Annotated in this window: 22 protein-coding genes; 4 read left to right on the top strand and 18 right to left on the bottom strand. The window is 35.3% G+C overall.

Going from position 1 to position 23,095, the window contains the following annotated elements:
* Positions 1 to 120: 120 nt before the first annotated feature.
* Entirely contained in the window at positions 121 to 1,005 is an 885-nt protein-coding gene (locus tag ACGH6P_RS05635) for a hypothetical protein (protein WP_411596930.1), read from the bottom strand.
* Between the two features lie 87 nt (positions 1,006 to 1,092).
* Positions 1,093 to 1,284 carry a hypothetical protein gene (locus ACGH6P_RS05630; RefSeq protein WP_411596929.1) on the bottom strand — a complete coding sequence of 64 codons (192 nt, stop codon included), beginning with the start codon at positions 1,282 to 1,284 and terminating at the stop codon, positions 1,093 to 1,095.
* 593 nt (positions 1,285 to 1,877) lie between these two features.
* Between ACGH6P_RS05630 and ACGH6P_RS05625 the strand changes: the two genes are divergently transcribed.
* Entirely contained in the window at positions 1,878 to 2,117 is a 240-nt protein-coding gene (locus ACGH6P_RS05625; RefSeq protein ID WP_411596928.1) for an LPXTG cell wall anchor domain-containing protein, read from the top strand.
* A 144-nt stretch (positions 2,118 to 2,261) separates the two neighbouring features.
* Here the strand turns inward: ACGH6P_RS05625 and glmS are convergent, their stop codons facing one another.
* Both glmS and glmU read right to left on the bottom strand, forming a co-directional pair.
* Positions 2,262 to 4,094, bottom strand: coding sequence for a glutamine--fructose-6-phosphate transaminase (isomerizing) (gene glmS / locus ACGH6P_RS05620; protein ID WP_411596927.1), 1,833 nt, complete (start codon positions 4,092 to 4,094; stop codon positions 2,262 to 2,264).
* Between the two features lie 13 nt (positions 4,095 to 4,107).
* Positions 4,108 to 5,484, bottom strand: a complete 1,377-nt coding sequence (gene glmU, locus ACGH6P_RS05615; protein ID WP_411596926.1) for a bifunctional UDP-N-acetylglucosamine diphosphorylase/glucosamine-1-phosphate N-acetyltransferase GlmU — start codon at positions 5,482 to 5,484, stop codon at positions 4,108 to 4,110.
* 149 nt (positions 5,485 to 5,633) lie between these two features.
* On the opposite strand from glmU, the gene hemG reads away from it, so the two are divergent.
* Together hemG and typA are read left to right on the top strand one after the other, a co-directional pair.
* On the top strand, positions 5,634 to 6,164 hold the full coding sequence (hemG, locus tag ACGH6P_RS05610) for a menaquinone-dependent protoporphyrinogen IX dehydrogenase (RefSeq protein WP_411596972.1): 531 nt from the start codon (positions 5,634 to 5,636) through the stop codon (positions 6,162 to 6,164).
* 155 nt (positions 6,165 to 6,319) lie between these two features.
* Positions 6,320 to 8,146, top strand: coding sequence for a translational GTPase TypA (gene typA, locus ACGH6P_RS05605; protein ID WP_065559098.1), 1,827 nt, complete (start codon positions 6,320 to 6,322; stop codon positions 8,144 to 8,146).
* Positions 8,147 to 8,208: 62 nt separating this feature from the next.
* Here typA and ACGH6P_RS05600 read toward each other — a convergent pair whose 3' ends face one another.
* Complete coding sequence (locus ACGH6P_RS05600) at positions 8,209 to 8,631, bottom strand: RnfABCDGE type electron transport complex subunit B (RefSeq protein ID WP_411596925.1); 423 nt, start codon at positions 8,629 to 8,631, stop codon at positions 8,209 to 8,211.
* A complete protein-coding gene (locus ACGH6P_RS05595; protein ID WP_411596924.1) occupies positions 8,631 to 10,331 on the bottom strand; it encodes a formate--tetrahydrofolate ligase in 1,701 nt (566 codons plus the stop codon). The genes ACGH6P_RS05600 and ACGH6P_RS05595 overlap by 1 nt, the downstream gene beginning before the upstream one ends.
* Positions 10,332 to 10,483: 152 nt before the next feature.
* On the opposite strand from ACGH6P_RS05595, the gene sohB reads away from it, so the two are divergent.
* Positions 10,484 to 11,593 (top strand): protease SohB, encoded by a 1,110-nt coding sequence (gene sohB / locus ACGH6P_RS05590; RefSeq protein WP_411596923.1) that lies wholly within the window; start codon positions 10,484 to 10,486, stop codon positions 11,591 to 11,593.
* A 95-nt stretch (positions 11,594 to 11,688) separates the two neighbouring features.
* On the opposite strand, the gene ACGH6P_RS05585 is transcribed toward sohB, so the two are convergent.
* The 12 genes from ACGH6P_RS05585 to ACGH6P_RS05530 are packed head-to-tail and all read right to left on the bottom strand — an operon-like array spanning position 11,689 to position 23,045.
* Positions 11,689 to 12,915: a beta-ketoacyl-ACP synthase gene (locus ACGH6P_RS05585; RefSeq protein ID WP_267351658.1), complete on the bottom strand. Its 1,227-nt coding sequence runs from the start codon at positions 12,913 to 12,915 to the stop codon at positions 11,689 to 11,691.
* A complete protein-coding gene (locus ACGH6P_RS05580; protein WP_411596922.1) occupies positions 12,912 to 13,643 on the bottom strand; it encodes a 3-ketoacyl-ACP reductase FabG2 in 732 nt (243 codons plus the stop codon). Before ACGH6P_RS05580 ends, ACGH6P_RS05585 begins: the two co-directional genes overlap by 4 nt.
* A 13-nt stretch (positions 13,644 to 13,656) precedes the next feature.
* Positions 13,657 to 14,127, bottom strand: a complete 471-nt coding sequence (locus ACGH6P_RS05575) for a 3-hydroxy-fatty acyl-ACP dehydratase (protein ID WP_267351654.1) — start codon at positions 14,125 to 14,127, stop codon at positions 13,657 to 13,659.
* On the bottom strand, positions 14,127 to 15,308 hold the full coding sequence (locus ACGH6P_RS05570) for a beta-ketoacyl-[acyl-carrier-protein] synthase family protein (RefSeq protein ID WP_411596921.1): 1,182 nt from the start codon (positions 15,306 to 15,308) through the stop codon (positions 14,127 to 14,129). The genes ACGH6P_RS05575 and ACGH6P_RS05570 overlap by 1 nt, the downstream gene beginning before the upstream one ends.
* Entirely contained in the window at positions 15,305 to 15,883 is a 579-nt protein-coding gene (locus ACGH6P_RS05565) for a DUF3261 domain-containing protein (protein WP_267351650.1), read from the bottom strand. Before ACGH6P_RS05565 ends, ACGH6P_RS05570 begins: the two co-directional genes overlap by 4 nt.
* A gap of 34 nt (positions 15,884 to 15,917) precedes the next feature.
* Positions 15,918 to 18,206 carry an MMPL family transporter gene (locus ACGH6P_RS05560; RefSeq protein ID WP_267351648.1) on the bottom strand — a complete coding sequence of 763 codons (2,289 nt, stop codon included), beginning with the start codon at positions 18,204 to 18,206 and terminating at the stop codon, positions 15,918 to 15,920.
* Positions 18,207 to 18,210: 4 nt separating this feature from the next.
* Positions 18,211 to 18,816: an outer membrane lipoprotein carrier protein LolA gene (locus ACGH6P_RS05555; protein WP_267351646.1), complete on the bottom strand. Its 606-nt coding sequence runs from the start codon at positions 18,814 to 18,816 to the stop codon at positions 18,211 to 18,213.
* Between the two features lie 2 nt (positions 18,817 to 18,818).
* Positions 18,819 to 19,235, bottom strand: coding sequence for an acyl-CoA thioesterase (locus ACGH6P_RS05550; protein ID WP_065559108.1), 417 nt, complete (start codon positions 19,233 to 19,235; stop codon positions 18,819 to 18,821).
* Entirely contained in the window at positions 19,225 to 20,976 is a 1,752-nt protein-coding gene (locus ACGH6P_RS05545; protein WP_411596920.1) for a glycosyltransferase family 2 protein, read from the bottom strand. The genes ACGH6P_RS05550 and ACGH6P_RS05545 overlap by 11 nt, the downstream gene beginning before the upstream one ends.
* Positions 20,967 to 21,344, bottom strand: coding sequence for a 3-hydroxyacyl-ACP dehydratase FabZ family protein (locus tag ACGH6P_RS05540; protein ID WP_267377968.1), 378 nt, complete (start codon positions 21,342 to 21,344; stop codon positions 20,967 to 20,969). Before ACGH6P_RS05540 ends, ACGH6P_RS05545 begins: the two co-directional genes overlap by 10 nt.
* Complete coding sequence (locus ACGH6P_RS05535) at positions 21,337 to 22,722, bottom strand: AMP-binding protein (protein WP_411596919.1); 1,386 nt, start codon at positions 22,720 to 22,722, stop codon at positions 21,337 to 21,339. The genes ACGH6P_RS05540 and ACGH6P_RS05535 overlap by 8 nt, the downstream gene beginning before the upstream one ends.
* Complete coding sequence (locus tag ACGH6P_RS05530; RefSeq protein WP_267351637.1) at positions 22,692 to 23,045, bottom strand: hypothetical protein; 354 nt, start codon at positions 23,043 to 23,045, stop codon at positions 22,692 to 22,694. The genes ACGH6P_RS05535 and ACGH6P_RS05530 overlap by 31 nt, the downstream gene beginning before the upstream one ends.
* Positions 23,046 to 23,095 lie beyond the last annotated feature (50 nt).

Here is a 23,095-nt window from a genome sequence, read left to right as displayed (position 1 = left end):
TTTAGTTATGATGGAGTTTTTTTATTTAATGCCAATTTTATTGTTTAAAATTGGTTCTTGTTTCATATATTGCATATGTTGATAGAGTAGTAAGTTTAAATACCGTAAATTTAGGATATATTATTCTTCCGGTTGAGGTTTTATCCACATTTTCTGATTTTTAAAATCAATCTTAACGATATAACTGTATAAAAAATCATTGCCAAGTATGCCATCAGCAGGCAAATCATCAGTTAACCCATCAAGTACTATAAAATCATCTTTAAAATTAGGAATATCGACAAAAGATAGTTCCGTAATATAAAAAGGAAACTCCTTTAATTTTATTAATTCTCTATTTTTAGAAAGTTTTTTAGAACTAATTATATTTTTTCCTGCACCAGTATCGAATATTAATGCATAACTTTTGACATCATCAGTAGCATTTAATATTAAATGTCCTTTTGAACCTTTAGTGAAAGGTATTTCTAACCAATCGTTTTCAATTTGTTTTGTAAAATTATCAGATAAAATGAGTTTGTTACTTATGATATCAAAAGTAACAACTTTATTTACAAAAAAGCCTAAACCAGCTACTGCAACATGTTGATAATCAAAATTTTGCTCTTTTTTTGCTTTTTTCTCTCCAGTATTTATATCTAAAATAGCTCCCCAAGGTTTATACTCTTCAATTTCTAATTTTTCATAAAATAAATTATTAATTTTAACGTTTCGTAACATAAATTGACGAGAATATTGGATGTTGCCTAGTATATCAGTACGCTTTCGTTTATCATCTTTTTCAACTTTATCTTCAATTTTATTAATAGTATCTATTGGTAAATTTAAGACCTCTGTAGTTCCTGTATCTAGTATACATGTAAGTTCTTCATCAAGATCATTAATTTTTAATGCTATAAATAGTAGACCTTGCTCATCTTCATCTAAGAACCATTCTAATTCTTGGGATTGTGATAAAAATGGAATTATTGCAAAAAAAACTACACTTAATAATATTTTTTTCATTTTAACTGTTCTATAATTTGTATGACAAAAAATTATGCAGTAAAAGTTTATATTACTGCATAAATATTAGTGAAACTCAGTTAGAATTTACCATGACGTGGTGACAGTAACACCACAATGCCATTTATCTTTACCACGTCCTCTTGAAATTTGACAACCTCCCTCAATGGTTCCACGACGACCACCGTTAACTAAATTAATCTCATTTTCGTTAAGGTCAATTATTTGAGACCCGTTGAGTTTTGATGTCTCTAAAGATTTGTTTGTTTTAATAAACATAATAGCTCCTTGTAATTTAAATGTAAAAATGACGTTAACAACGTCAAATAAATGTTAATTTATTATTTTTTTAATGTCAACAAAATTTAAATAATTCGTAAATTTTTTAGATAAGTAAAAATTTAATTATTTAATTGCAGGGAATAATATTTGATATTAATAATTAATTTAAATAACATTTATTGTTTTGAGTTAAGTTTGATTAACTTCGTTATAAGCTCTGATGATACTTAAGGTTTTGTTTTGAAGTTGGTCAATATGAATTTTTAAATAAATTTTTATATATATTTATGAATAACTCCGTTTATCGGTAGTTGATTGTCATTGATTTCAACTCAAACAAGCTTTTCAGTGGTTTCTTAGTGAAATATTTGAGATAAACATTTGATTCTTCTAACTTGATGTAATGTCAATTTCTGTTATCATTACCACCTGCCTTTACAAGGCAGTTTTAATATTTATAATTTCGAAAATGAAATATTCATTTTAGGATTAGTTTTTTACATTGAGGTATACATGAAAGCATTATCTATATTGTATTAATCTTTGCAGCATTATCTATTTTTATTCCAGTTGGTGGTTTATGGATTGCTATGGGTTGTAGCATTTTAGCTTTAATCACATTTGTCCAATTCCCTACACTTTCAGGCGTTACATACGGAATCAATATTATTAGTACTGCGTTTTTATCGCCTTCATTATTACTAGCAAGTGCAGCTAATAATGGCGAAAATAGCGGTGTTTATTTTTTCTATGTAGGTTTCCATGTCATTTTAATGCTAATCGCATTCATTCTATTTTTTATATTCAAAAAGAAAAAAGCTGCAGCTTAAACTTAAATAATTTTTGAATTAATCAATTTTTGCTTAACCCAATCAGTCTATGGATGATATTGGGTTATTCAAACTCGTTAAAAAAGAGGCTTGTCTGATAGGTCAATTTAAAATTTAAGACTGTTAGACAATATATTTAAAAAGCTATTCAACAGTCACCGATTTTGCCAAATTACGAGGTTGATCAACGTCTGTGCCTTTGATTAAAGCTACATGGTAAGCAAGCAATTGTGTCGGTACGGTGTAGTAGATAGGTGCCGTTAACTCTTCAATATAAGGCAGGTTAAGGATATGCATTGTATCATCGCTTATAAATCCTGCATTTTGTTCGGCAAAAACATAAAGTTGACCGCCCCGAGCCCGAACTTCTTCAATATTTGATTTCAGCTTTTCTAGCATGTCGTTTGTGGGTGCCATCACTATAACGGGCATATCGGCATCAATAAGGGCTAAAGGCCCATGTTTTAGTTCACCTGCGGCATAAGCTTCTGCATGGATATAAGAGATCTCTTTTAATTTTAATGATGCTTCCATGGCAATCGGGTATTGCTCGCCACGCCCTAAAAAGAGCGCATGATGTTTATTAACAAATTGTTCGGCTAGTTTTTTGATTTTCGGTTCCGCCATGAGTACTTGTTCAATACGATTGGGCAAGGTTTGGAGAGCATGGACAATTGCTTGTTCCGTACTTTGAGCCATTTGATTTAATCGGCCTAATTTTGCAACAAGTAGTAGTAATACAGTCAATTGAGTGGTAAATGCTTTCGTTGAAGCTACACCAATTTCAACTCCTGCTTTGGTTAATAATACCAGTTCGGCTTCACGTACTAATGTTGAAGCAGCGACATTACATATGGCTAAGGTGCTTAAATAGTGATTTTCTTTTGCTAACCTTAATGCGGCAAGTGTGTCAGCGGTTTCACCCGATTGAGATAGTGAAATGAATAAACTATTTTTACGCTTAGCAGGTTTACGATAGCGAAATTCTGAGGCTATTTCAATATCACAAGGAATCCCTGATAATGCCTCAAACCAATAGCGAGCAACCATACCAGCATTATAAGCGGTACCGCAAGCAACAATTTGGATATGTTCAACTTGTTTCAGTATCGTATTAGATTGTTCGCCTAATTCAGATAAATTGACTTTGCCATGCTGTATACGACCTTCTAATGTATTTTTGATTGCATTAGGTTGTTCGTATATCTCTTTTTGCATGTAATGGTTATAACCTGCTTTACTTCCAGCATCATATTTAACATCAGAGGAGACAAATGGGCGCTTAACTTGATTGTTATTTTTATCAAATATAGAAACGGTTTTGTGTGTAATCAGTGCAATATCACCTTCTTCTAAATAGATAAACTGATTGGTCACGGGTAATAAAGCAAGTTGATCTGAGGCAATAAAATGTTCAGCGATACCACAACCAATCACTAATGGGCTACCGGAACGAGCTGCCACAAGTTGGTCAGGGTTTCGTATATCCATAATTACGGTACCATAAGCTCCTCGTAGTAATGGTATGGCTTTTTTTACCGCATCAAATAATGAACAATTATCAGTTGAAACGATATCGTGAATTAAGTGGGCAATAACTTCCGTATCTGTTTCAGAGCGAAATTGATAGCCTTTAGCAATCAACTTTTCACGGAGTGGTTCATAGTTTTCAATAATACCATTATGAACAACAGCAATATAATCGGAAATATGGGGATGCGCATTGAGTTCTGTCGGTTCACCATGTGTAGCCCAACGTGTATGCGCAATGCCTATCGAGCCTTTTAATGGTTTGCTATCAAGTGCTTCTTTCAGTTTATTGACTTTTCCAACTCGCCTTACTCTTTGTAATTCACCTTGTGGCGATATAATGGCAAGACCAGCCGAATCATAACCCCGATACTCTAATCGTTTTAAGCCTTCTAACAGAATTTCTTCTACATTACGGTTAGCAATGGCACCGACAATTCCACACACAGTTTACTCCTCGCTATTTTGATTTTGTAGGTCGCTTCCAGCCACTAATTTGCCTTTGTTTAACACGACTTACCACAAGTTCATTGTCCCCTACGTTGCTAGTAACCGTTGTTCCTGCTGCAATGGTTGCGCCTTTCCCAATTTTCACAGGGGCAATTAACTGTGTATCAGAGCCAACAAAGACATCGTCTTCAATAATGGTTTCAAATTTGTTTGCACCATCATAATTACAAGTGATAGTGCCTGCACCGATATTAACGTTACTCCCTATTTCACTATCTCCAAGGTAACTTAAATGACCCGCTTTACTGGCTTTGCCTAAATGGGCTTTTTTAAGTTCAACAAAGTTACCGACATGTGCTTTTTCATCGAGTTTTGAGCCTGGTCGTAATCGAGCAAAAGGCCCTATCGTACATTGTTCAGAAATGATTGAATCTTCAATTATGCTATAAGGACTAATTTCACTATTATCGCCAATGATGCAGTCTTTTAAGATACATCCAGCACCGATAAAGACGTTATTCCCTAATTTGACATTGCCTTTGATGATGACGTTACAATCAATGGTGACATCCATACCATGTGAAAGAGTGCCTCGTAAGTCAAATCGCTCGGGATCAAGTAGAGTCACGCCTGCGTTAAGTAAACATTTTGCTTGTTGCTGTTGATAGTGGCGCTCTAGCGTGGCCAATTGTAGACGATTATTAACTCCCTCAACTTCAAATTGTTCAATAGGGTGAGCAGTAATAATGTCATATCCATCTTGATAAGCAAAATTGATAATATCAGTAAGATAGTACTCTTTTTGTGCATTATGATTGGTTAAACGAGATAACCAGTTTTTCAATAGTTTTCCTGTTACGATCATAATACCCGTATTAATTTCATTAATTTTTTGCTGTTCTGGCGTGGCATCTTTTTGTTCAACAATGGCGGTCACTTTGCCATCTTTACGCTCAATACGTCCATAGCCAGTTGGATCATCCAGTTTAACGGTTAACAGTGCAATACCTTGTTTGGGTTTATTGTCAATTAAAGTTTGCAATGTTTGAACCGATATAAGTGGCGTATCACCATATAAAATCAAAATATCTTCTTCATCTTGAATATAAGGTATGGCTTGCTGGACTGCGTGTCCTGTTCCGAGTTGTTCAGCTTGAAAAACAAGATTTACGGATTGATTTTCCAGTGCCTTTTCAAGCTGATCTTTGCCATGTCCGTAGATAATATTGATATGATGGGGATTAAGTTGTTGAACAGTATCAATAACATGTTGTAACATCGGTTTATCGCCGATTTTGTGTAAAACTTTAGGAAGGTTGGAATACATCCGTGTGCCTTTTCCTGCCGCCAAAATAATTGCACTCAGTTTTGGAGGTGAAATCGTCATATTCAGTTCCGGTCTGGTTAAATTAGCTTAATACTATAATCAAAGTTTTGCATGAAATCATCCCGAATTTGTTAATTTTTATCATAAAAAAAGTAATATTGATAATTAGTCGATATTTAAAATAAAGAGGCAATGTTATGACCACTGCTATTAAAGTCTTGTTACTTTATACTACGCACGAAAAACAAACACTCAAAATTATGGAGCGAATAAAAAATCGTTTGGGTCACAAGTGTGATTGTGACGTGATTGAGTTATTACCGGATACCAAAATCGATTTAGCACCCTATCAAGCTGTGCTACTTGGAAGTTCAATTCGTTATGGTTTTTACAATAAAATAATGAAAAAATTTATTGATGCTCATTATCAGCAATTAAATCAAATAAAGTCTGGATTTTTTGGGGTGAATATGGTGGCAAGAAAGCCCAATAAAAATACCCCTGAAACCAATTTATATACCAGAAAGTTTTTAGCTAAAATATTATGGAAACCGACTATCAAAGCTGTCTTTGCTGGGGCACTTTATTATCCACAATATAATTGGTTTGACCGTAATATGATCCGTTTTATTATGTGGCTTGGAAAAGGTGATACCGATGTAAGTAAACCCATGATTGAATATACAGATTGGTCAAAAGTAGAAGAGTTTGCTGATCAGTTTTATGCCGAAGTGTGTTAATAATCTAATTTTTTGTAATATAATTTAAAAATTCTAAATGGTTATCAATTTATTGCACTCTTTTAAAGAAACTTTATGATATAGATCAACATTTGGATCAAAAAGGTGTACAATATTGCGCCTAAAGAATCTGTCTCCTAATTGGGATTTTAATTGTGATTGAAAATTTAAGAAACATAGCCATTATTGCTCACGTTGACCATGGTAAAACAACTTTGGTTGATAAATTGTTGAAACAGTCAGGTACGCTTGATAATTTGCGTGGTGACGATAACGAGCGAATAATGGATTCAAATGCGCTTGAAAAAGAGCGTGGTATTACCATTTTAGCTAAAAACACAGCGATTGACTGGAATGGTTACCGTATAAATATTGTTGACACCCCAGGACATGCTGATTTTGGTGGTGAAGTTGAACGTGTTATGTCTATGGTGGATTCTGTGCTATTGCTGGTTGATGCAATGGACGGCCCAATGCCACAAACACGTTTTGTGACACAAAAAGCGTTTGCTCATGGTTTAAAACCAATCGTTGTTATTAATAAAGTTGACCGTCCGGGTGCGCGTCCTGATTGGGTTGTCGATCAAGTGTTTGACTTGTTTGTCAATTTAGGTGCGACTGATGAACAATTAGATTTTCCGATTGTTTATGCTTCAGCTTTAATGGGAATCGCAGGGCTTGACCATGAAAATATGGCTGAAGATATGACGCCATTATTCGAAGCGATTGTAAAATATGTTGAGCCACCGAAAGTTGATTTAGACGGCCCATTCCAAATGCAAATTTCACAACTTGATTATAATAATTATGTTGGCGTTATAGGCATTGGTCGCATTAAACGAGGTCGTGTAAAACCAAATCAACAAGTCACTATTATTGATAGTGAAGGGAATAAACGAACGGGTAAAGTAGGGCAAGTTTTAGGTCATTTAGGCTTGCAACGTTATGAAGCAGAAGTTGCTGAAGCGGGTGATATTATTGCTTTAACCGGATTAGGTGAGTTAGGTATTTCTGATACGATTTGTGATAATAGTTGTGTTGAAGCTTTACCTGCTTTAAGTGTTGATGAACCAACTGTAACGATGTTCTTTAATGTCAACAGTTCTCCTTTTGCTGGTAAAGAAGGTAAATATGTCACTTCACGTCAAATTTTAGAACGTTTAAGAAAAGAACTCGTGCATAACGTAGCGCTTCGTGTTGAAGAAACGCCAGATCCGGATGCATTTAGAGTATCTGGTCGAGGTGAATTGCATTTATCAGTATTAATCGAAAATATGCGTCGTGAAGGTTATGAATTAGGGGTATCACGCCCTAAAGTTATTTATCGTGACATTGACGGTAAAAAACAAGAACCATTTGAACAAGTGACGCTTGATATTGAAGAGCAACATCAAGGTTCAGTGATGGAAGCACTTGGTTTACGTAAAGGTGATTTAACCAATATGTTACCTGATGGTAAAGGACGTGTACGTTTAGATTATGTGATTCCAAGCCGTGGTCTTATCGGTTTTAGAACTGAATTTATGACAATGACGTCGGGTACTGGTTTACTTTATTCTACATTCAGTCATTATGATGATGTGCGTCCGGGTGAAATTGGACAACGTAATAACGGGGTAATGATTTCGAACGGTACGGGTAAAGCATTAGCGTATGCGCTTTATAGCTTGCAAGATCGTGGTAAATTATTCTTAGGTCATGGTGCTGAAGTTTATGAAGGTCAAATTATTGGTATTCATACTCGATCAAATGATTTAACGGTTAACTGTTTAACAGGTAAAAAATTAACCAATATGCGTGCGTCAGGTACTGATGAAGCGACAACGCTTTCACCACCTGTTAAGATGTCACTAGAACAAGCATTAGAGTTTATTGATGATGATGAATTAGTCGAAGTTACACCATTATCGATTCGTATTCGTAAACGTCATTTAACTGAAAATGATCGTAAACGAGCATTCAGAAGTGGCAATAAAGACTAATACATGTTTGATGTTAACCGAATGAATAATTGGTTGGCATAGAGTCTTAAATAAAAACCTCGCTACTTAGCGAGGTTTTTTTTGGCTTTTACTCTGGCAATCGCATCAGCAATTGACTGTTTACGATCGGTTTGATTGACCGATTTTTGAGTATTACTTGTTGGCACAGTGCGAGGAAATAATATTGTCGGTGGAACTAACTGATTGTGATTGAGCCGTTGCTGTTTTTTCTGCGTTAACTGTAACTCTTCTGCGTCACTTAGTCTCACGCCTAAAGTGCTTAAAGTAATACAGTCCGTTGGGCAGGTATTAATACAATTACTACATGCGGTACATAATTGTGGCAAAATGGAATGTAAAACTTGTTTACTGCCAACAATTGCATCGGTTGGACAAACGCGAATACATTTGCCACAGCCAATACAGTTTTGTTCATCTATAAATGCTTTATATTGTTGTTTGGTTTGCATAATCACTTCTTGCATTAGCTTAAACCTATAATGTTACCATCTTTATCAATATCAATTTGCCTATAAGCTGGATTGGTACCAAGTCCTGGCATGGTCATGACGTTTCCTGCATAAACTCGAATAAAACCAGCACCAGCGGATATGGCTAGATGACTGATATCGACATCAAAGTTCGTAGGGACATTTTTTAAGTTGGCATCAGCACTAATTGACATAGGTGTTTTAGCAATACAAAGTGGCAGATGATCCAGTTTCAATGCTTCGATCTCTTTAATGTTTTCCAATGCTTTAGCTGATAAATTTGCTTTGTTAGCGCCATATTTTTTTACCATAGTTTGAATCTTATCAATCAATGGCATGTTATCTGGGTAGGGCAATTGAATTGTACTCGGCATAGCGCAAGCTTTGATAACATGCTCAGCCAGTTTTTCAGCACCTTTACCACCTTGTGTAAAGACTTCACTAATTTCACACGCCAATGCGCCATGTTCAACCGCGTATTTTTGTAAGAAAGCAAGTTCTTCTTCGCTATCATGTGGAAAGCGATTTATAGCTACAATGACTTGTAAACCATAACTTTTGGCATTATTAATATGCCATGCCAAGTTAGCTGCACCAATTTCAAGTAATTCAACATTAGATTCCGATATCTCTTTTGGAATGGGTTGACCCGGCTTAATGTTATATTTACCACTGTTAGATTTTAAACTTCGTACAGTCGCTACCAATACAACACAATCGGCTTTGATTCCTGCTTGGCGATATTTGATATTGAAGAATTTTTCCATCCCCATATCCGATCCAAATCCTGCTTCAGTCACCACATAGTCAGCAAGTTTTAATGCAATGCGATCCGCAATAACAGAAGAGTTACCATGCGCAATATTAGCAAAAGGCCCGGCATGAATTAAAACCGGTGTATTTTCGACAGTTTGCATCAGATTTGGGTTAATGGCATTTTTAAGTAATACTGTCATTGCACCTGCAACTTCAAGTTGCTCAGCCGTTATTGGTTCGCCATTAGTATTATAAGCTAAAATAATACGTCCAATGCGTTCACGCATATCTTGTAAATCCGAAGCTAAAGCTAAAATTGCCATAAGCTCAGAAGCAGCGGTAATTTCAAATCCATCTTGACGTTCAACGCCATTTACACCGCCACCGACGCCAACAGTAATTTTACGTAATGCTCGATCGTTATGATCAATGACGCGTTTCCAAACAATGCGATGAATATCAATATTTAAACGAGGTAATCCCGTTTCGTTTGTGAATTCATCACCAAGACGATCTTCGTGATAAAGTCGTGAATCTAATGCTGCCGATGCTAAATCATGCGCTGCTGTTATCGCATGGATGTCACCCGTTAAATGTAAATTTAATGTCTCCATCGGTAATACTTCGGCTTGCCCACCACCGGCTGCGCCACCTTTTACACCAAATACTGGTCCAAGACTGGGTTGACGAATGCAAGCAATCGCTTTTTTGCCTAAGTAATTCAATCCTTCACTTAGCCCAATGGTATTGACCGTTTTACCTTCTCCAAGGGGAGTTGGCGTAATAGCAGTAACAAGTACCAATTTGCCTGTTGTTTTGTTTTGATTTTCTTTGATAATGGATAAATCGATCTTGGCTACATGTTTACCATAAGGAAGGACAAATTCTTCAGGTATATTACAGTGATTGGCAATTTCGGTAATTGGGCGTAAAGACATATTCGTTCTCATATAACAATAAATTGGGCTAACAGTATAAATAATTTGAATTGCCGAATAAAGCGACAATTTTTATCTTTGTTGATTTTCGGCACAATCCTCAATTATATTGTTATAATAAATAAAATATTCAATCAAAGGATAATTATTAAATGAATTGGTTTTCAGTATATTCTCTTTTCTTAGCTGAAACAGCTACTGTTGTTGTTGCAATTTTAGCCGTGCTGATCTTCATATTAAGTCAGCGTCGCAAATCGGCAACGATTGCTGGTCGCTTATCGGTAAAAGATGTCAGTCAAGAGTATGAACAAGTTAAAGATGAAATGTTAATGTCGAGCATGGACGAGCTCGAAGCTAAGCAGTTTATGAAAGATCTCAAAAAACAGAAAAAGCTTGAGAAGAAACAGGCAAAATTAGCAGCTAAGCAAAAAAAGAAACAGGAAAAAGCGGGCGAACAGCCTAAAGCAGGGATCTCCGAAGATTCGCCTGATTCACAGACCATTAACCAAACGGACGAAAAGACCAAACCCAAACTATTTGTGTTATCTTTTAATGGTAGTATGGATGCGCACGAAGTTGAAGAATTACGTCAAGAAATTACGGCGGTATTAGCGATTATTAAACCTGAAGATGAAGTTGTGATTAAACTTGAAAGTCCTGGTGGTGTTGTACATGGTTATGGATTAGCTGCATCACAATTATTACGTTTCAGAACTCGTAATATTCCTTTTACTGCTGTCGTTGATAAAGTGGCCGCAAGTGGTGGATATATGATGGCATGTACCGCTAATAAAATTGTTGCAGCACCTTTTGCTATCGTTGGTTCGATTGGCGTGGTTGCTCAGATTCCTAACTTTAATCGCTTACTTAAAAAGCATGATGTGGATATTGAGTTACAAACAGCAGGGGAGTATAAACGGACGTTAACCATGTTTGGTGAAAACACTGAGGAAGGTCGCCAAAAATTCAAACAAGAACTTGAAGAAACTCATCTGTTATTTAAAGATTTTGTTAAAGAGTATCGTCCCAATATCGATATCGATCAAGTGGCAACGGGTGAACACTGGTTTGCAACACAAGCGAAAGATAAAGGCTTGGTGGATGAAATCAGTACCAGTGATGATTTTATTTTATCTCACTTGGATTCGCATAAGATTATTTCTGTCAGTTATCAACGTAGACAAAAACTTTCTGAGAAAATTTCAAAAAATGTGGTAAAAAGCGTTGAAAGATTGTTTTTCAGGCAAGGAAATGGCCTGTAATGCCCTTTTTATTCGCTTGAAACGGAGTATTAATTACTTCCCCCTAGAAAATAACAACTGTAATTAAGTTATACAGTTGTTATTTTTAGAAAAAACTAGATACGTTTAATAATAATTGAAGTGTTGATACCGCCAAAAGCAAAATTATTGGTTTGCATATATTCAATATCCAAATTTCGGCCTGAACCGACAATATAATCCAAGTCACCACAAGCAGGATCGACATTTTCAAGGTTAATAGTTGGGTTGAACCAACCATTATGCATCATTTCGACAGATAACCAAGCTTCAATTGCACCACAAGCCCCAAGTGTATGTCCAAAATAGCTTTTTAATGACGATATTGGGGTTTGGTTACCATAGATATTGGCAACAGCATTACTTTCGGCTATATCACCTCTGGCGGTAGCTGTACCGTGAGCACTAATGTAACCAATTTGTTTAGGATCTAATCTTGCTTGTTGTAAAGCTTGTTCCATACAGATTTGAATGGTTTCTTGGCGTGGTTGTGTGATATGACTAGCATCGCAATTGGTTTTAAAACTGATAATTTCACCATATATTTTAGCACCTCGGGCTTTGGCATGTTCATACTCTTCCAGTATAAGTGCACCGGCTCCTTCACCAATAACCAGTCCGTCTCTATCCCGATCATAAGGTCGTGGTGATTTTTTGGGTTGATCGTTTAATTGGCTTGTTGCGAATAAAGTATCAAATACAGCAGCTTCGGAAGGGCATAACTCTTCAGCGCCTCCAGCAACCATAATAGTTTGCATCCCGTATTTAATGGCTTCATAAGCATATCCAATAGCTTGGCTTCCGGAAGTGCAAGCACTCGAGGTTGTTATCAATCTACCTTTTAATCCAAAAAATAAGCCAGTGTTTACCGCTGTTGTATGTGGCATCATTTGTATATAGGTGGTCGCCGTTATGTTGTTAGTATGTTTTTCGTTTAACATAGTTGCAAATTCAGCAACCGGCTGAGTGCTTCCTGTTGAAGAACCAAAAGCGATACCTGTTTCACCATTCGTTAGGATTGGATCATCTAATAATCCTGCTTTTTCTAACGCGAGTTCTGTTGCTTTAGTAGACAGTAATGACACTCTACCCATAGAGCGAGTTTTTTTACGGGTATAATGTTCTGGCAAGGTAAAATTGTCGATAGGGGCACCCAATTTTGTGTGCAGTCCGTCATAAATTTCCCATTCAGGCATATATCTGACGGCATTATTTAATTGCTTTAAATTTGTTTGTACACTTAACCAGTCATTGCCAAATGCCGTGACACCACCCATACCTGTTATAACGACTCTTTTGGTCATATCATTCCTCCATTGATTGAAATGACTTGGCGTGTGACATATCCTGCTAAATCTGACATTAAATAGCTGGCAAGCCCCGCAACTTCTTCAACCTGTCCCATTCGTTTTAATGGAATCATTTTCATTGCTTCTTGCAGTGCAATGGGTTCCATATCTAATATGCCAGTATCAATTAATCCCGGAGCAATACAATTAACAGTGATTTTTCGTTTAGCCAGTTCAAGTGCTAAGGCTTTACTTGCGCCGATTACCCCCGCTTTTGCTGCGCTATAATTAACTTGTCCTCGATTGCCTGCTATGCCAGAGACAGATGAGATAACAATAATACGCCCGCCACGGCGTAGTCCAATCATTGGCATAATACAAGGATGAAGAACATTATAAAAACTATCGAGATCTGTATGAATAACATCTTTCCAATCATTTTCTGTTAATGCAGGGAAGGCGCCATCTCGTATGATTCCTGCATTATTCACAACACCATAATAGGCGCCGTTAAGTGCAATATCTTGCTCAATAGTTTGTTGACATTGCGAATGGTTACTGACATCAAATTGTATTAAACGTGCTTTACCACCCAATTTTTCAATGGTAGCTAGAGTATCAAGTGCGCCTTGCTTATCACTGTGGTAATGAACGGCGATAGTGAAACCATCTTGTGAAAGTTTGTAAGCAATCGCTTGACCAATTCCTTTACTTGCCCCAGTGACAAGTACTGTTCTTTCCATTATTGTTCTTCTCCTATCCAAATCGCTGTTGACCAAATAAATTGTCTAATTCGCATTCATCTGGTTCATAAACATTTAATTTTCCGGTTGTAACGATTTCTTGATTGATCATAATTTTGCATTCAAAATTAGCCAATTTGGCATCATTAAGTACCAAATTTGCATGAATCATTAAATGACTATTGCATGGAAAGGCGTTTAACGTACTTTTAATTGCGCGTCCGCCTAATAACATACCAAGTGTGGGTTTTTTATCACTCACCATGCCATGATAACCATTCCATACACCTATAGTTTGAGCCATTAACTCAATGGCATAAAAATTTGGTAACGTATCATCTTCATTTAAAAAAGGGGATAGTATGCCTTGTTTATTTACCTCAACACTGCAAATGCATTGCTGTGCATCAACAAAGTGAACCTTTTCAATCATGACCATTGGTTTTTCGTGTGGTAAATAATAACTTGCTAAATGATATTGCATTAAACTTTTCCAATTATAAGTGATGTATTATTGCCTCCAAATGCAAAAGAATTTGACATTATAATAGGTTTTTTTAACATCATTTCTTGAGTAACTATGTTGATTTTATCCAGATTTTCATCATATTGCGATATTGAAAAATCTTGTTTAGGTAGATAAATATTTTGTTCAAGTAATAAATAACTAATAGCTAATTCGGTGGCAGCCGCACTACCTAAAGTATGCCCGGTCAGATGTTTTGTTGAGCTACAGGGTGGTAATGTTTGATTAAATAATCGGTAGACTGCTTTACTTTCAGCGATATCATTCAATATGGTTGCTGTACCATGTAAATTAATATAACCAATTTGGCTTGGTTGTAATTTGGCATCATCCAGCGCTGATTGCATCGCTTGTTCAGCGCCAATGCCCTCGGGATGAGGTGAAGATATATGATAAGCATCGGAGGATTCGCCAGTACCTAAAACAGCAATGTCACTGGTTTCAGTTTTCGTTAATAAAAATATTGCGCCTGCTTCACCAATATTTATTCCATTACGATTTTGGGCAAAAGGCATACAAGGATTTTCTGATAGGGCTTCTAGGGCATTAAAACCATTGATAGGCATTCTACCAAGACTATCTGCACCGCCCACTATTGCAGCATCAACAATACCTGCTTCAATAAGTCGCTTACCACTGATAATTGCTCTTGCGCTCGACGTACAAGCAGTTGATATGGTATAGCTTGGGCCTTGTAATTTTAGTAAAGCCTTAAGGAACGAAGACGGATCCCCCAATTCTTGCTGATTGTAGGTAAATAAGTTTTGTTGATTATTATTGGTTAAACAATGTTTAATATAAATATCACCTTCATGAATTCCTGATGTGCTGGTTCCCATTATGATAGCAACACGTTGAGTACCGTATTTTTCGATAGTTTGATGAATTTCATGCTGAATTTGTAAATAAGCTGCATACAATAATTGATTATTGCGTGTTCCATATTGGGATAAATGTTCTGGAATATCAGGCAAGTTGTCTTTCACTTTGCCTAACCAGGTTTTTTTACCATTTAATAACCAGTGATTTTCTTCAACCAGACAGTGTCTGGCGCCAGATTTTTCTGTTAAATTTTGTTTTATCTCTGTAAGGTTATTACCTAAAGCATTAATTGCACCAAGTGCCGCTATATATATCATTTAGCTGTATCCATACTTTGTATAATAATTTGATATCCAAATATTTGATGTTCAATTCGGATCGGTTTGCGGATCTGATCAGACAGTTTTTCTTGATAAGTTATGGTCAGTATAGGTTCATTTTTATCATCTGATAAGATTCGGTTAAATTCATTATCAACCAGAATCCAACCTTTCGGTAATGAAGATTGCCACTCTTTGGTTGGTAAAATGCTAAACAAAATATCTGATAGAACTTGCTCTGGAGGAGGCAGTTCTTTAACAAAAATGTTCTGTTTCGTTTTAACATTTTTTCCGTCATATTCAAGTTCAAATAGCCGCACTCCTAATGCAGATAATGCCACAACTTTCAATTGATTTTGATTCGCATCCACTAACGTAATAATTGAATTTTCGTGATTGTGGTATTTAAATTTAAGAAGTTGTTGGTCGTGATAAGGTTGATTAAATTTGGGCGATGGCAATTTGATATTAATTTGCTTAGTTAACCAAGCTTTTGGTTGTTCAGATTGATGTGCGCATGCTGAAATGAGTGTTGTTAGTGCTAAAATCAGTAAAACTAAATATTTCTTCATCCAAAAATTCCTGATATTTCTATTTATTTGTGTTTTATGTTTTATTTCTTATAACAAGTGGAGCAAATAAAAAAGCGCCAAATATGCCACTTGTTAAAACTAAACCAAATCCCATAATTGCACTAGTATGGCTAATAATGAGTAGACCAAACGATAATAATGTTGTTAAGGCAGCCAAAATCACTGCCAATAGTGCACTTTGAGTTTGGCTTTTATCATTACTTAAAAATAGACTATAGTCGATACCGATGCCAATGACAAGAATCAGTGCTAACATTGAGAATAAATTTATTGTTTGCCCTATTATACCATGTACCGATAGCGCGATACCAATTGATAACAGTGTAGGTAATGTGCTTTTTAACGCAAATTTTAAACCTTGTTTGATATTATAAAAAATAAAGCACAAACAAATAATTAATACGGCTCCAACCATTAATTGTGATAAATGGATTCGATAATGGGTAAACATGGTATTAAATTCTGAACGGCGATCTAACCAATGAATACCTTGATCTGGTTTGGATAACGCTTTAAGTTCAGTTAATTGCTCAATCCCACTAATGGGAATTAATGTTGCACTTTTCCCATCTTTCAATGATAACCAGAGTAACTTTCTACCTTGACTAATTACACTTTGTTGCCATTGTTCGGGAGTGATAACATCAATAGGTTGCACAATGTTTGGTGGATTTGCATTAATACCTAATTGTTGCAATGAAGCTAGGATTTCAGGGGCATATTGCTGAATCAGCGCAACATTTTTTTGCTGTTTTTTAATAGAAGGTAAATTAATTATTTGATATTGTGCAAATACGCCTTGTTGTTTTGCATGTTCTAATTGTGGGATAAAATTTTCAAGCCGCTGTAATGTTTGCTGAGCATTATCGCCAAAAACAATAAACCACTTTTGTTCGTTTGATTGGTGTGTAATACTGACTATCTGTTTTTCCTGTTGTTGTAGTTCGGCTGGCAAAGTTTGTAATTTACTAATATCATCATCAACTTTTAAATGTATTAATCCATAAGCAATAAAGATTAATGCAAAGATCACCATGCCCCATTGCATCACGCTCGATTGCCAAAGCTGAAGCCAAAAAGTTAATAAATGTTGACCAACTTGTTCACGAACAGGTAATTTTTTAACTAAAAAAGGATACCAACATACGACTGTTAAAAATGCACCAGTTAAACCAAATACAGCAAAAACAGAAAGTTGTTTTAAACCAGGAAATGGGGCAATTAATAAAATTAGATAGGCTATAAAGCTGGTGCATAATGCAATGAACAATGTAGAAATTAATTTTTTCAAACTGCTCATTGCTGATTCACGATTGCCATGAAGCAAACGTTCGGTTAGATAGTGCAATGAATAATCAATTGTGATGCCGATGATACTGGTACTCATGACAAGTGTCATAATATGAATTTCACCAAATATTGAGAGAACCGCAACTAATCCACAAATCATACCAATAAAAATTGATAACAATGAAAGAAAAACAGGTCTGACAGAGCGGAATACCGTAATCATTAATATAATAATGCCAATAATGGATAAACTGCCAATCGTGGTAATATCTGCTTTTGCCTCAGTACTTGCGTGATCACTATAGAACAGTACGCCCCGTTTTAAAATTTGAGTATCAGGCCACTTTGTTTTTAACTGTTCAGCTAACAAATTAAGTTGTGTCACCATTTGATGTGAAGCGTTCATATTAAACGATGAACCGTTTAATTCAGCATAAATCATATACCAGATATCACCTTGTGCATCTTGGGCTGCTAGCCAATTATTTTTTATTGTTAAATGATGCGTGTCACTTAGTTGATTTAGTTGAGATGAACGGGTAAGTAATAAGGGATCGTGGTTAAGTTCAGCTGCACTAACACCACTAAATGGCGAATAAAGTTGGCTTTGAATCCAACTAAATTGAGTGCCAGTTTTAAGTCGTTCAATGGTTTTTGCATCCAATAATTGATAACGATATTGATAAGTAAAAGTCCCCCAATTTTGCTGAAAATTTTCATCAATTAGCCCATTAACTTGAGCGATGAAAGACTGTTGTTTTAGATTTTGGTACCACCATGTTATGGGGGCTAAATTATGGGGATCTGTCGGTTTGATTAACCAAACCAGTTGTTTATCAAGCCTGTCTTGAAATCCATTAATAAGTTCTGTCGGCACATCGTGAGTTTGTTCTTTCGGTAACAGTGATAAGACACTACTGTTAAGTTTGCTATTCAAAATAAGATAACCGAGCGCAAGCATCAAACCCATAACGACTAACAGCCACCAAAAAGCTCGTTTTTTTGATTTCATTGAATTATTTGAATAATGATAGTTCATGTTCTGTCAAATTAGCCGTTTGATGTTTTGAAAAAGTGATCACTGTTTTATCATGTTGCATATCATTGAGTGTTATCGTATTTAAATGTTTATGACCAGTCAGAATTATCTCTTTAAATATTTTGTTCAATGGCGCAAGTTTGGGGGTAAGGATAAGTGTCCATTGATGCTCTTGTTCTGACAAATTTATCATGAAGTTATTTTCTAACTTTTGTTTATCAGCAGTGAAAATAGCTGTTAGCAGATGGTTAAATTCGAATAATTGAGGTTGATTTTCAGCGGTAATAATTTGAGGCGTTTGATCATCGATGCGTTGCTCCATTCTTTGATTATTCATTTTCAAAGTCATCGTAAAAGGCGTTTGTTGTTGCCACCATAATCCCCATTTTTGGGATAAAATCATCTTTCCGGTTGAATGAAGCGGATTGGATAATCCATTTATATAACGATTTTGCGTAAAATTCGCTCGAATCACTTCATTTTTACTGAATTGGTGTTGCAGTTCATCAAGTGTGATAGCGTAAGTTAGGCTTGAAAAAAATATTGCAAGGGTAGTCAATAGGAGCGCAATAAATTTATTCATTTTTATAATCCAAATTGATTTAAGAAAATTTGAGGGGTGATAAAGCTCATTTCTTGTGTTGAAGCAGAGACGGCAACTTGTATGGTATAGCCCGATGTCATTTTTTTTTCGGTTTTAGCATCTAAAATGAGATAATTAATTTTTATCCGATGTTCGTATTCTACCAAGGTAGCAACAATTTTTAATGTTTGTTCTGCTATCGTCGGCGATATGTATTTTATTCGCGTATCAACAATCGGCCACAAATAGCCAGAGTCGATCATTTCTTGATAACCGTAATTAAATTTTTGGAATAGGGCTTCTCTTGCTTTTTCAAAAAATTTTAGATAATTACCATGCCATACCACTCCCATTGCATCTGTATCATGGAATGAAGTGGTATATTCAATTGTTACGCTGTGTTTCAAATCATTTTTCATTACTTTTATTTCTTATATTTAATTTATTGGGATCGGGTTGACTGAATTGCCAAAAATCAAAGAAATTAAACCAGTCTAAAGGGGATAAAAGACAGTAATATTCTAATCTTTTTGCATAATTTTGAATGATCATTTCAAGTTCAGCTTGGCGATTTTTTCTTGATGTAATCAGTTTATCAGCAAAATGCTCTAAATAGACTTGATAACGCCCATTGGGTTTCAGCCCCCAAACTAAATAGACAGGGTAACCTAAAGCTGATGCCAAAACAAAACTACCTTTAGGAAATGGCGCTGGTTTACCCAAAAAATCAGCCCAGATTACGCTGTTTTCTTGAATTCTTTGGTGAGGATTGCTTGATGTTCTATCACCCACAATAGCGACCCATTCACCGGCTTCAAGCTTTTGTTTAAGTAAGATTGCTGTATCTGGCCCTAAGCTATCAACTTCAATTAAATTAAAGGTTGAGGCTTGATTGACTTCTTTTAATACTTGGTTAAATCGTGCGGCATTTTTTTTAAACACAAATGCATTAATTTTTACATCATGTGAATACTCTGCAATGGCTCGGCACATTTCTATGTCACCGAGATGTGAGCAGATTAATACTATGCCTTGTTTTTTATTTATTAAATCGAAAAATATTTGTTTGCTGGATGAATAAATATCTTGAATGTTAATATCCCCTTGCCAGCTGGCTAATTTATCTAAGAGTGAATCGCCAAAACGCTGAAAATGCCGAAAAGAAGTCAGTTGTTTTTTATCAACTAACGGGACATTTTCATAAAATTGTTTAACTTGTTGCAAATAGTTTTTTGATGCTTGACGTTGTTTTTTTCCGGTTAACCAAAAATAACTTATAACCGGAAACATGATCGTTTTTGCCACTTTTTTACCAAAAATTTGGTAAAGTTTGAGGATCAATTTGATTCCCCAAAGACCTTTTCTTTCTTCTATCTGTGACCAATGTGACGGTGAAGCCTTTTTGGATGTGTTTCGTTTAATTAATGTTGGGATACGTGGCAACATACCAAAAAATAATCGGGTATGCATCCATGTGATGAGTAAATTATCTTTTAATGGTTTAAAGTGTGAAATGCCATCTTTAGGATAAGTGACTTGAGTAGGAACAAAAATTGTTGGCATACCTTGCCAGTACAACCTCACCATAATATCTGTATCAAAATCCATTCTTTTGCCAATTTGATAATGCGCAATTAAATTACATGTTTGTTGCAAAGGATAGATACGTAATCCGCACATGCTATCTTTAATTGAAAATGATAAGGTTTCAACCCAGACCCAAAAATGAGTAATATATCGGGCAATGAGCCGATGTTTAGGAACAGAGCTATCATAAACAGGGCAACCCGAGATAAGTGCATACGGATTTGATTGTGACTGATGAATCAATTCGGCAATAATGTCGGTATCATGTTGTCCGTCTGCATCGATTTGTATCGCATAGGTATAGCCTTGATTTAAAGCATAATTGAACCCAGCCATCACCGCCGCTCCTTTACCTTGATTAATCGGTAAATGAATTAAGGTTACCCAAGTAAATTGGCTCGTGATTTGTTTAAGTTGCTGCGCTGCATCGGGGTCGCTACCATCATCGACTAAAATACAAGTTAATTGATAAGATTCAATGCGTTTAAGTACGTCTGATAGCGTTTGGCTATGATTATAACAAGGAATAACAAAGCAATAATCTGTTGCTGGATGTAATGACGCTACTGACATAAGGTTAGCTTTCCTGAACTCGCAACTTTATGACTATCATTGTTGGTAATAGTATATTTAAATTCAAGTTTATTGGATTGTTTATGCCAAACTAAATTTAAAATAATAGGATCATTAGGCAAAACAGGGCATTGAAATTTGACAAGATCGATTGATATTAGATTAAATTTTCTACCAAAGATTTGATTAGCATAATAAATCGCCCAGTTTAGTTGAACAACGCCCGGTAATAATGGTTGAGACGGAAAGTGTCCTTTAAACCAGAAAAGATCATCTGGAACAGTAAATTCAATGCTTGCTTCAGTTTTAGTCAAATGATCTATTTCGCTAACATTGGTTATTATTTCATTTACATATTTTTTATTCATTATTCTTCTTTAACGCATTAAACAATGCTTTTAATTCAATGTAACTGGATTTTCCTTGAGAATTCTTAGGAAGAAACTCAACAAATCGCCATCTTTTGGGCATTTCAATTAATGATAATGTATCTTTTAATAAAAGTCGAAAATATTGTGTTAATTTTAAATGATTGTAGGTTTGCAAAAGTTTTTTATGGCTTGGCGTTAATTGAATAACGGCACCAAGTATTGTTCGATTATTTTGTTCTAATGGAATAATTATTACCTGTTCAACTTCGTTAAGTTGATTAATTTTATTTTCTATATGGGTAAGTGAAACTCGATTTTCAGAGATCTTAATTATTTTGTCTTTCCGTCCCGATAGATGAAAGTACTTATTACTGACTATTTTAATTTTATCATTCAGAACTTCAGGTTGATCTAATAATGGCGTGTATAAAATGGCTTGTTGCCAACGTTGATCATACTCAATTCGCATAGAAGAAAAAAGCGTCCATGGCGTATCAGGCTGGGTTTGTTGTCGAGTAGCGATAATACCGGTTTCACTTGAACCATAGATTTCATTTGGTAAAACGCCTAAATTTTCGAAACAAAATTGTGATTCTTGATAACTTAATTTACCTGCTGATGAAATCACTTTATCACAATTTATCACGGGTAAATGATTATCTAACGTTTTAATAATCGATGGGGTTGTGATGTAAATAATACGTTTATGCTTGAATGTTGCCAAATGTTCTTGATAAAGCACGGGTTCACAAACAAAAGGTATTTTACAGCACAGTGATAACATGATTTTAAACGTTAATCCATACATGTGTTCATGTGACACAGATGCAATGACAAGATCAGAAGTTGTTTTTCCCCAATCCTTATTAAGTATTTCAATTTCATGTTGTAACTGATAAACCGATTTTCCAATTGGTTTTGGCAGACCCGTTGAGCCAGAGGTAAAGAGCGTTAATGTCTGTTGTTTAAAATCATAAGTTAATTGTTGTTTTTCATTGCAAAAATTTGCTAATGGTAATTGATTAATATTGATCATCTTCTTATCGATAAATTGACTGCTATTTAGCTCGTTATCGGTTAAAAGAGCGGTGTAGTATTGGCGCATCTCTTGATGAGATGGATTAAGGAGTAGAGGCTGTTTTCCTGAATAAAATAATGCCAATAATCCCGCTACGAAATTAAAACTATCATGCATTGATAATGCCCATAATTGGTTATTATCGTATTTTAATGCATGGCAAATTTCGAATACTTTGGTTTTAAGATCCGCAACGGTTAAAGGTTGTTTGTGTCTAAATGCGATAACTTCTTGTTCTGATCGCAGTAACTGCTGTGATAATAGATTTAACGTTGAAATTTTTGACGGATTAGCCATTCCATTCCCATACAAATTCCGATTAAAAGGTAGCTAATTAAGCCATTATAAATTGTCCACCAATACATGTTTTCAAGTAAGCATGTTATTAAGGCGACAGAGCCATTAAAAATAAAAAATAGACTCCAAAAAATAGTCACATTACGTTTATAACGTATAGCCTGATCGGGTAATTGTGGATTGTTCATTCTGGCAAATTTTTCAATTATTGTTTGTGGTTGAGTTAATGAGTAACTAAATACAATAAAAAATATCAAATTAACGGCTACCGGATAAAACAGTAGGAGTTGATATTTTGAAAATAGCCAGCTAATTACGGTCAACAATAACCCAAAACATGTTACAACTATGCTTAGCCATTTAATATTTGAAA

The organism is Gilliamella sp. CG25 (assembly GCF_046635705.1).
GTDB classification, from domain to species: domain Bacteria; phylum Pseudomonadota; class Gammaproteobacteria; order Enterobacterales; family Orbaceae; genus Gilliamella; species Gilliamella apicola_I.
This window is presented reverse-complemented; position numbering and strand designations above follow the sequence as displayed.

Bases quoted from the DNA above. Each gene is read 5' to 3' on its own strand.
- ACGH6P_RS05580 (WP_411596922.1), bottom strand. From the start codon at position 13,643: ATGGAAAGAACAGTACTTGTCACTGGGGCAAGTAAAGGAATTGGTCAA.
- ACGH6P_RS05625 (WP_411596928.1), top strand. From the start codon at position 1,878: ATGGGTTGTAGCATTTTAGCTTTAATCACATTTGTCCAATTCCCTACA.
- ACGH6P_RS05570 (WP_411596921.1), bottom strand. From the start codon at position 15,308: ATGATATATATAGCGGCACTTGGTGCAATTAATGCTTTAGGTAATAAC.
- ACGH6P_RS05565 (WP_267351650.1), bottom strand. From the start codon at position 15,883: ATGAAGAAATATTTAGTTTTACTGATTTTAGCACTAACAACACTCATT.
- ACGH6P_RS05575 (WP_267351654.1), bottom strand. From the start codon at position 14,127: ATGCAATATCATTTAGCAAGTTATTATTTACCACACGAAAAACCAATG.
- ACGH6P_RS05630 (WP_411596929.1), bottom strand. From the start codon at position 1,284: ATGTTTATTAAAACAAACAAATCTTTAGAGACATCAAAACTCAACGGG.
- ACGH6P_RS05545 (WP_411596920.1), bottom strand. From the start codon at position 20,976: ATGTCAGTAGCGTCATTACATCCAGCAACAGATTATTGCTTTGTTATT.
- sohB (WP_411596923.1), top strand. From the start codon at position 10,484: ATGAATTGGTTTTCAGTATATTCTCTTTTCTTAGCTGAAACAGCTACT.
- ACGH6P_RS05560 (WP_267351648.1), bottom strand. From the start codon at position 18,206: ATGAAATCAAAAAAACGAGCTTTTTGGTGGCTGTTAGTCGTTATGGGT.
- ACGH6P_RS05535 (WP_411596919.1), bottom strand. From the start codon at position 22,722: ATGGCTAATCCGTCAAAAATTTCAACGTTAAATCTATTATCACAGCAG.
- ACGH6P_RS05635 (WP_411596930.1), bottom strand. From the start codon at position 1,005: ATGAAAAAAATATTATTAAGTGTAGTTTTTTTTGCAATAATTCCATTT.
- ACGH6P_RS05600 (WP_411596925.1), bottom strand. From the start codon at position 8,631: ATGCAAGAAGTGATTATGCAAACCAAACAACAATATAAAGCATTTATA.
- ACGH6P_RS05585 (WP_267351658.1), bottom strand. From the start codon at position 12,915: ATGACCAAAAGAGTCGTTATAACAGGTATGGGTGGTGTCACGGCATTT.
- ACGH6P_RS05550 (WP_065559108.1), bottom strand. From the start codon at position 19,235: ATGAAAAATGATTTGAAACACAGCGTAACAATTGAATATACCACTTCA.
- glmU (WP_411596926.1), bottom strand. From the start codon at position 5,484: ATGACGATTTCACCTCCAAAACTGAGTGCAATTATTTTGGCGGCAGGA.
- ACGH6P_RS05540 (WP_267377968.1), bottom strand. From the start codon at position 21,344: ATGAATAAAAAATATGTAAATGAAATAATAACCAATGTTAGCGAAATA.
- ACGH6P_RS05555 (WP_267351646.1), bottom strand. From the start codon at position 18,816: ATGAATAAATTTATTGCGCTCCTATTGACTACCCTTGCAATATTTTTT.
- ACGH6P_RS05595 (WP_411596924.1), bottom strand. From the start codon at position 10,331: ATGTCTTTACGCCCAATTACCGAAATTGCCAATCACTGTAATATACCT.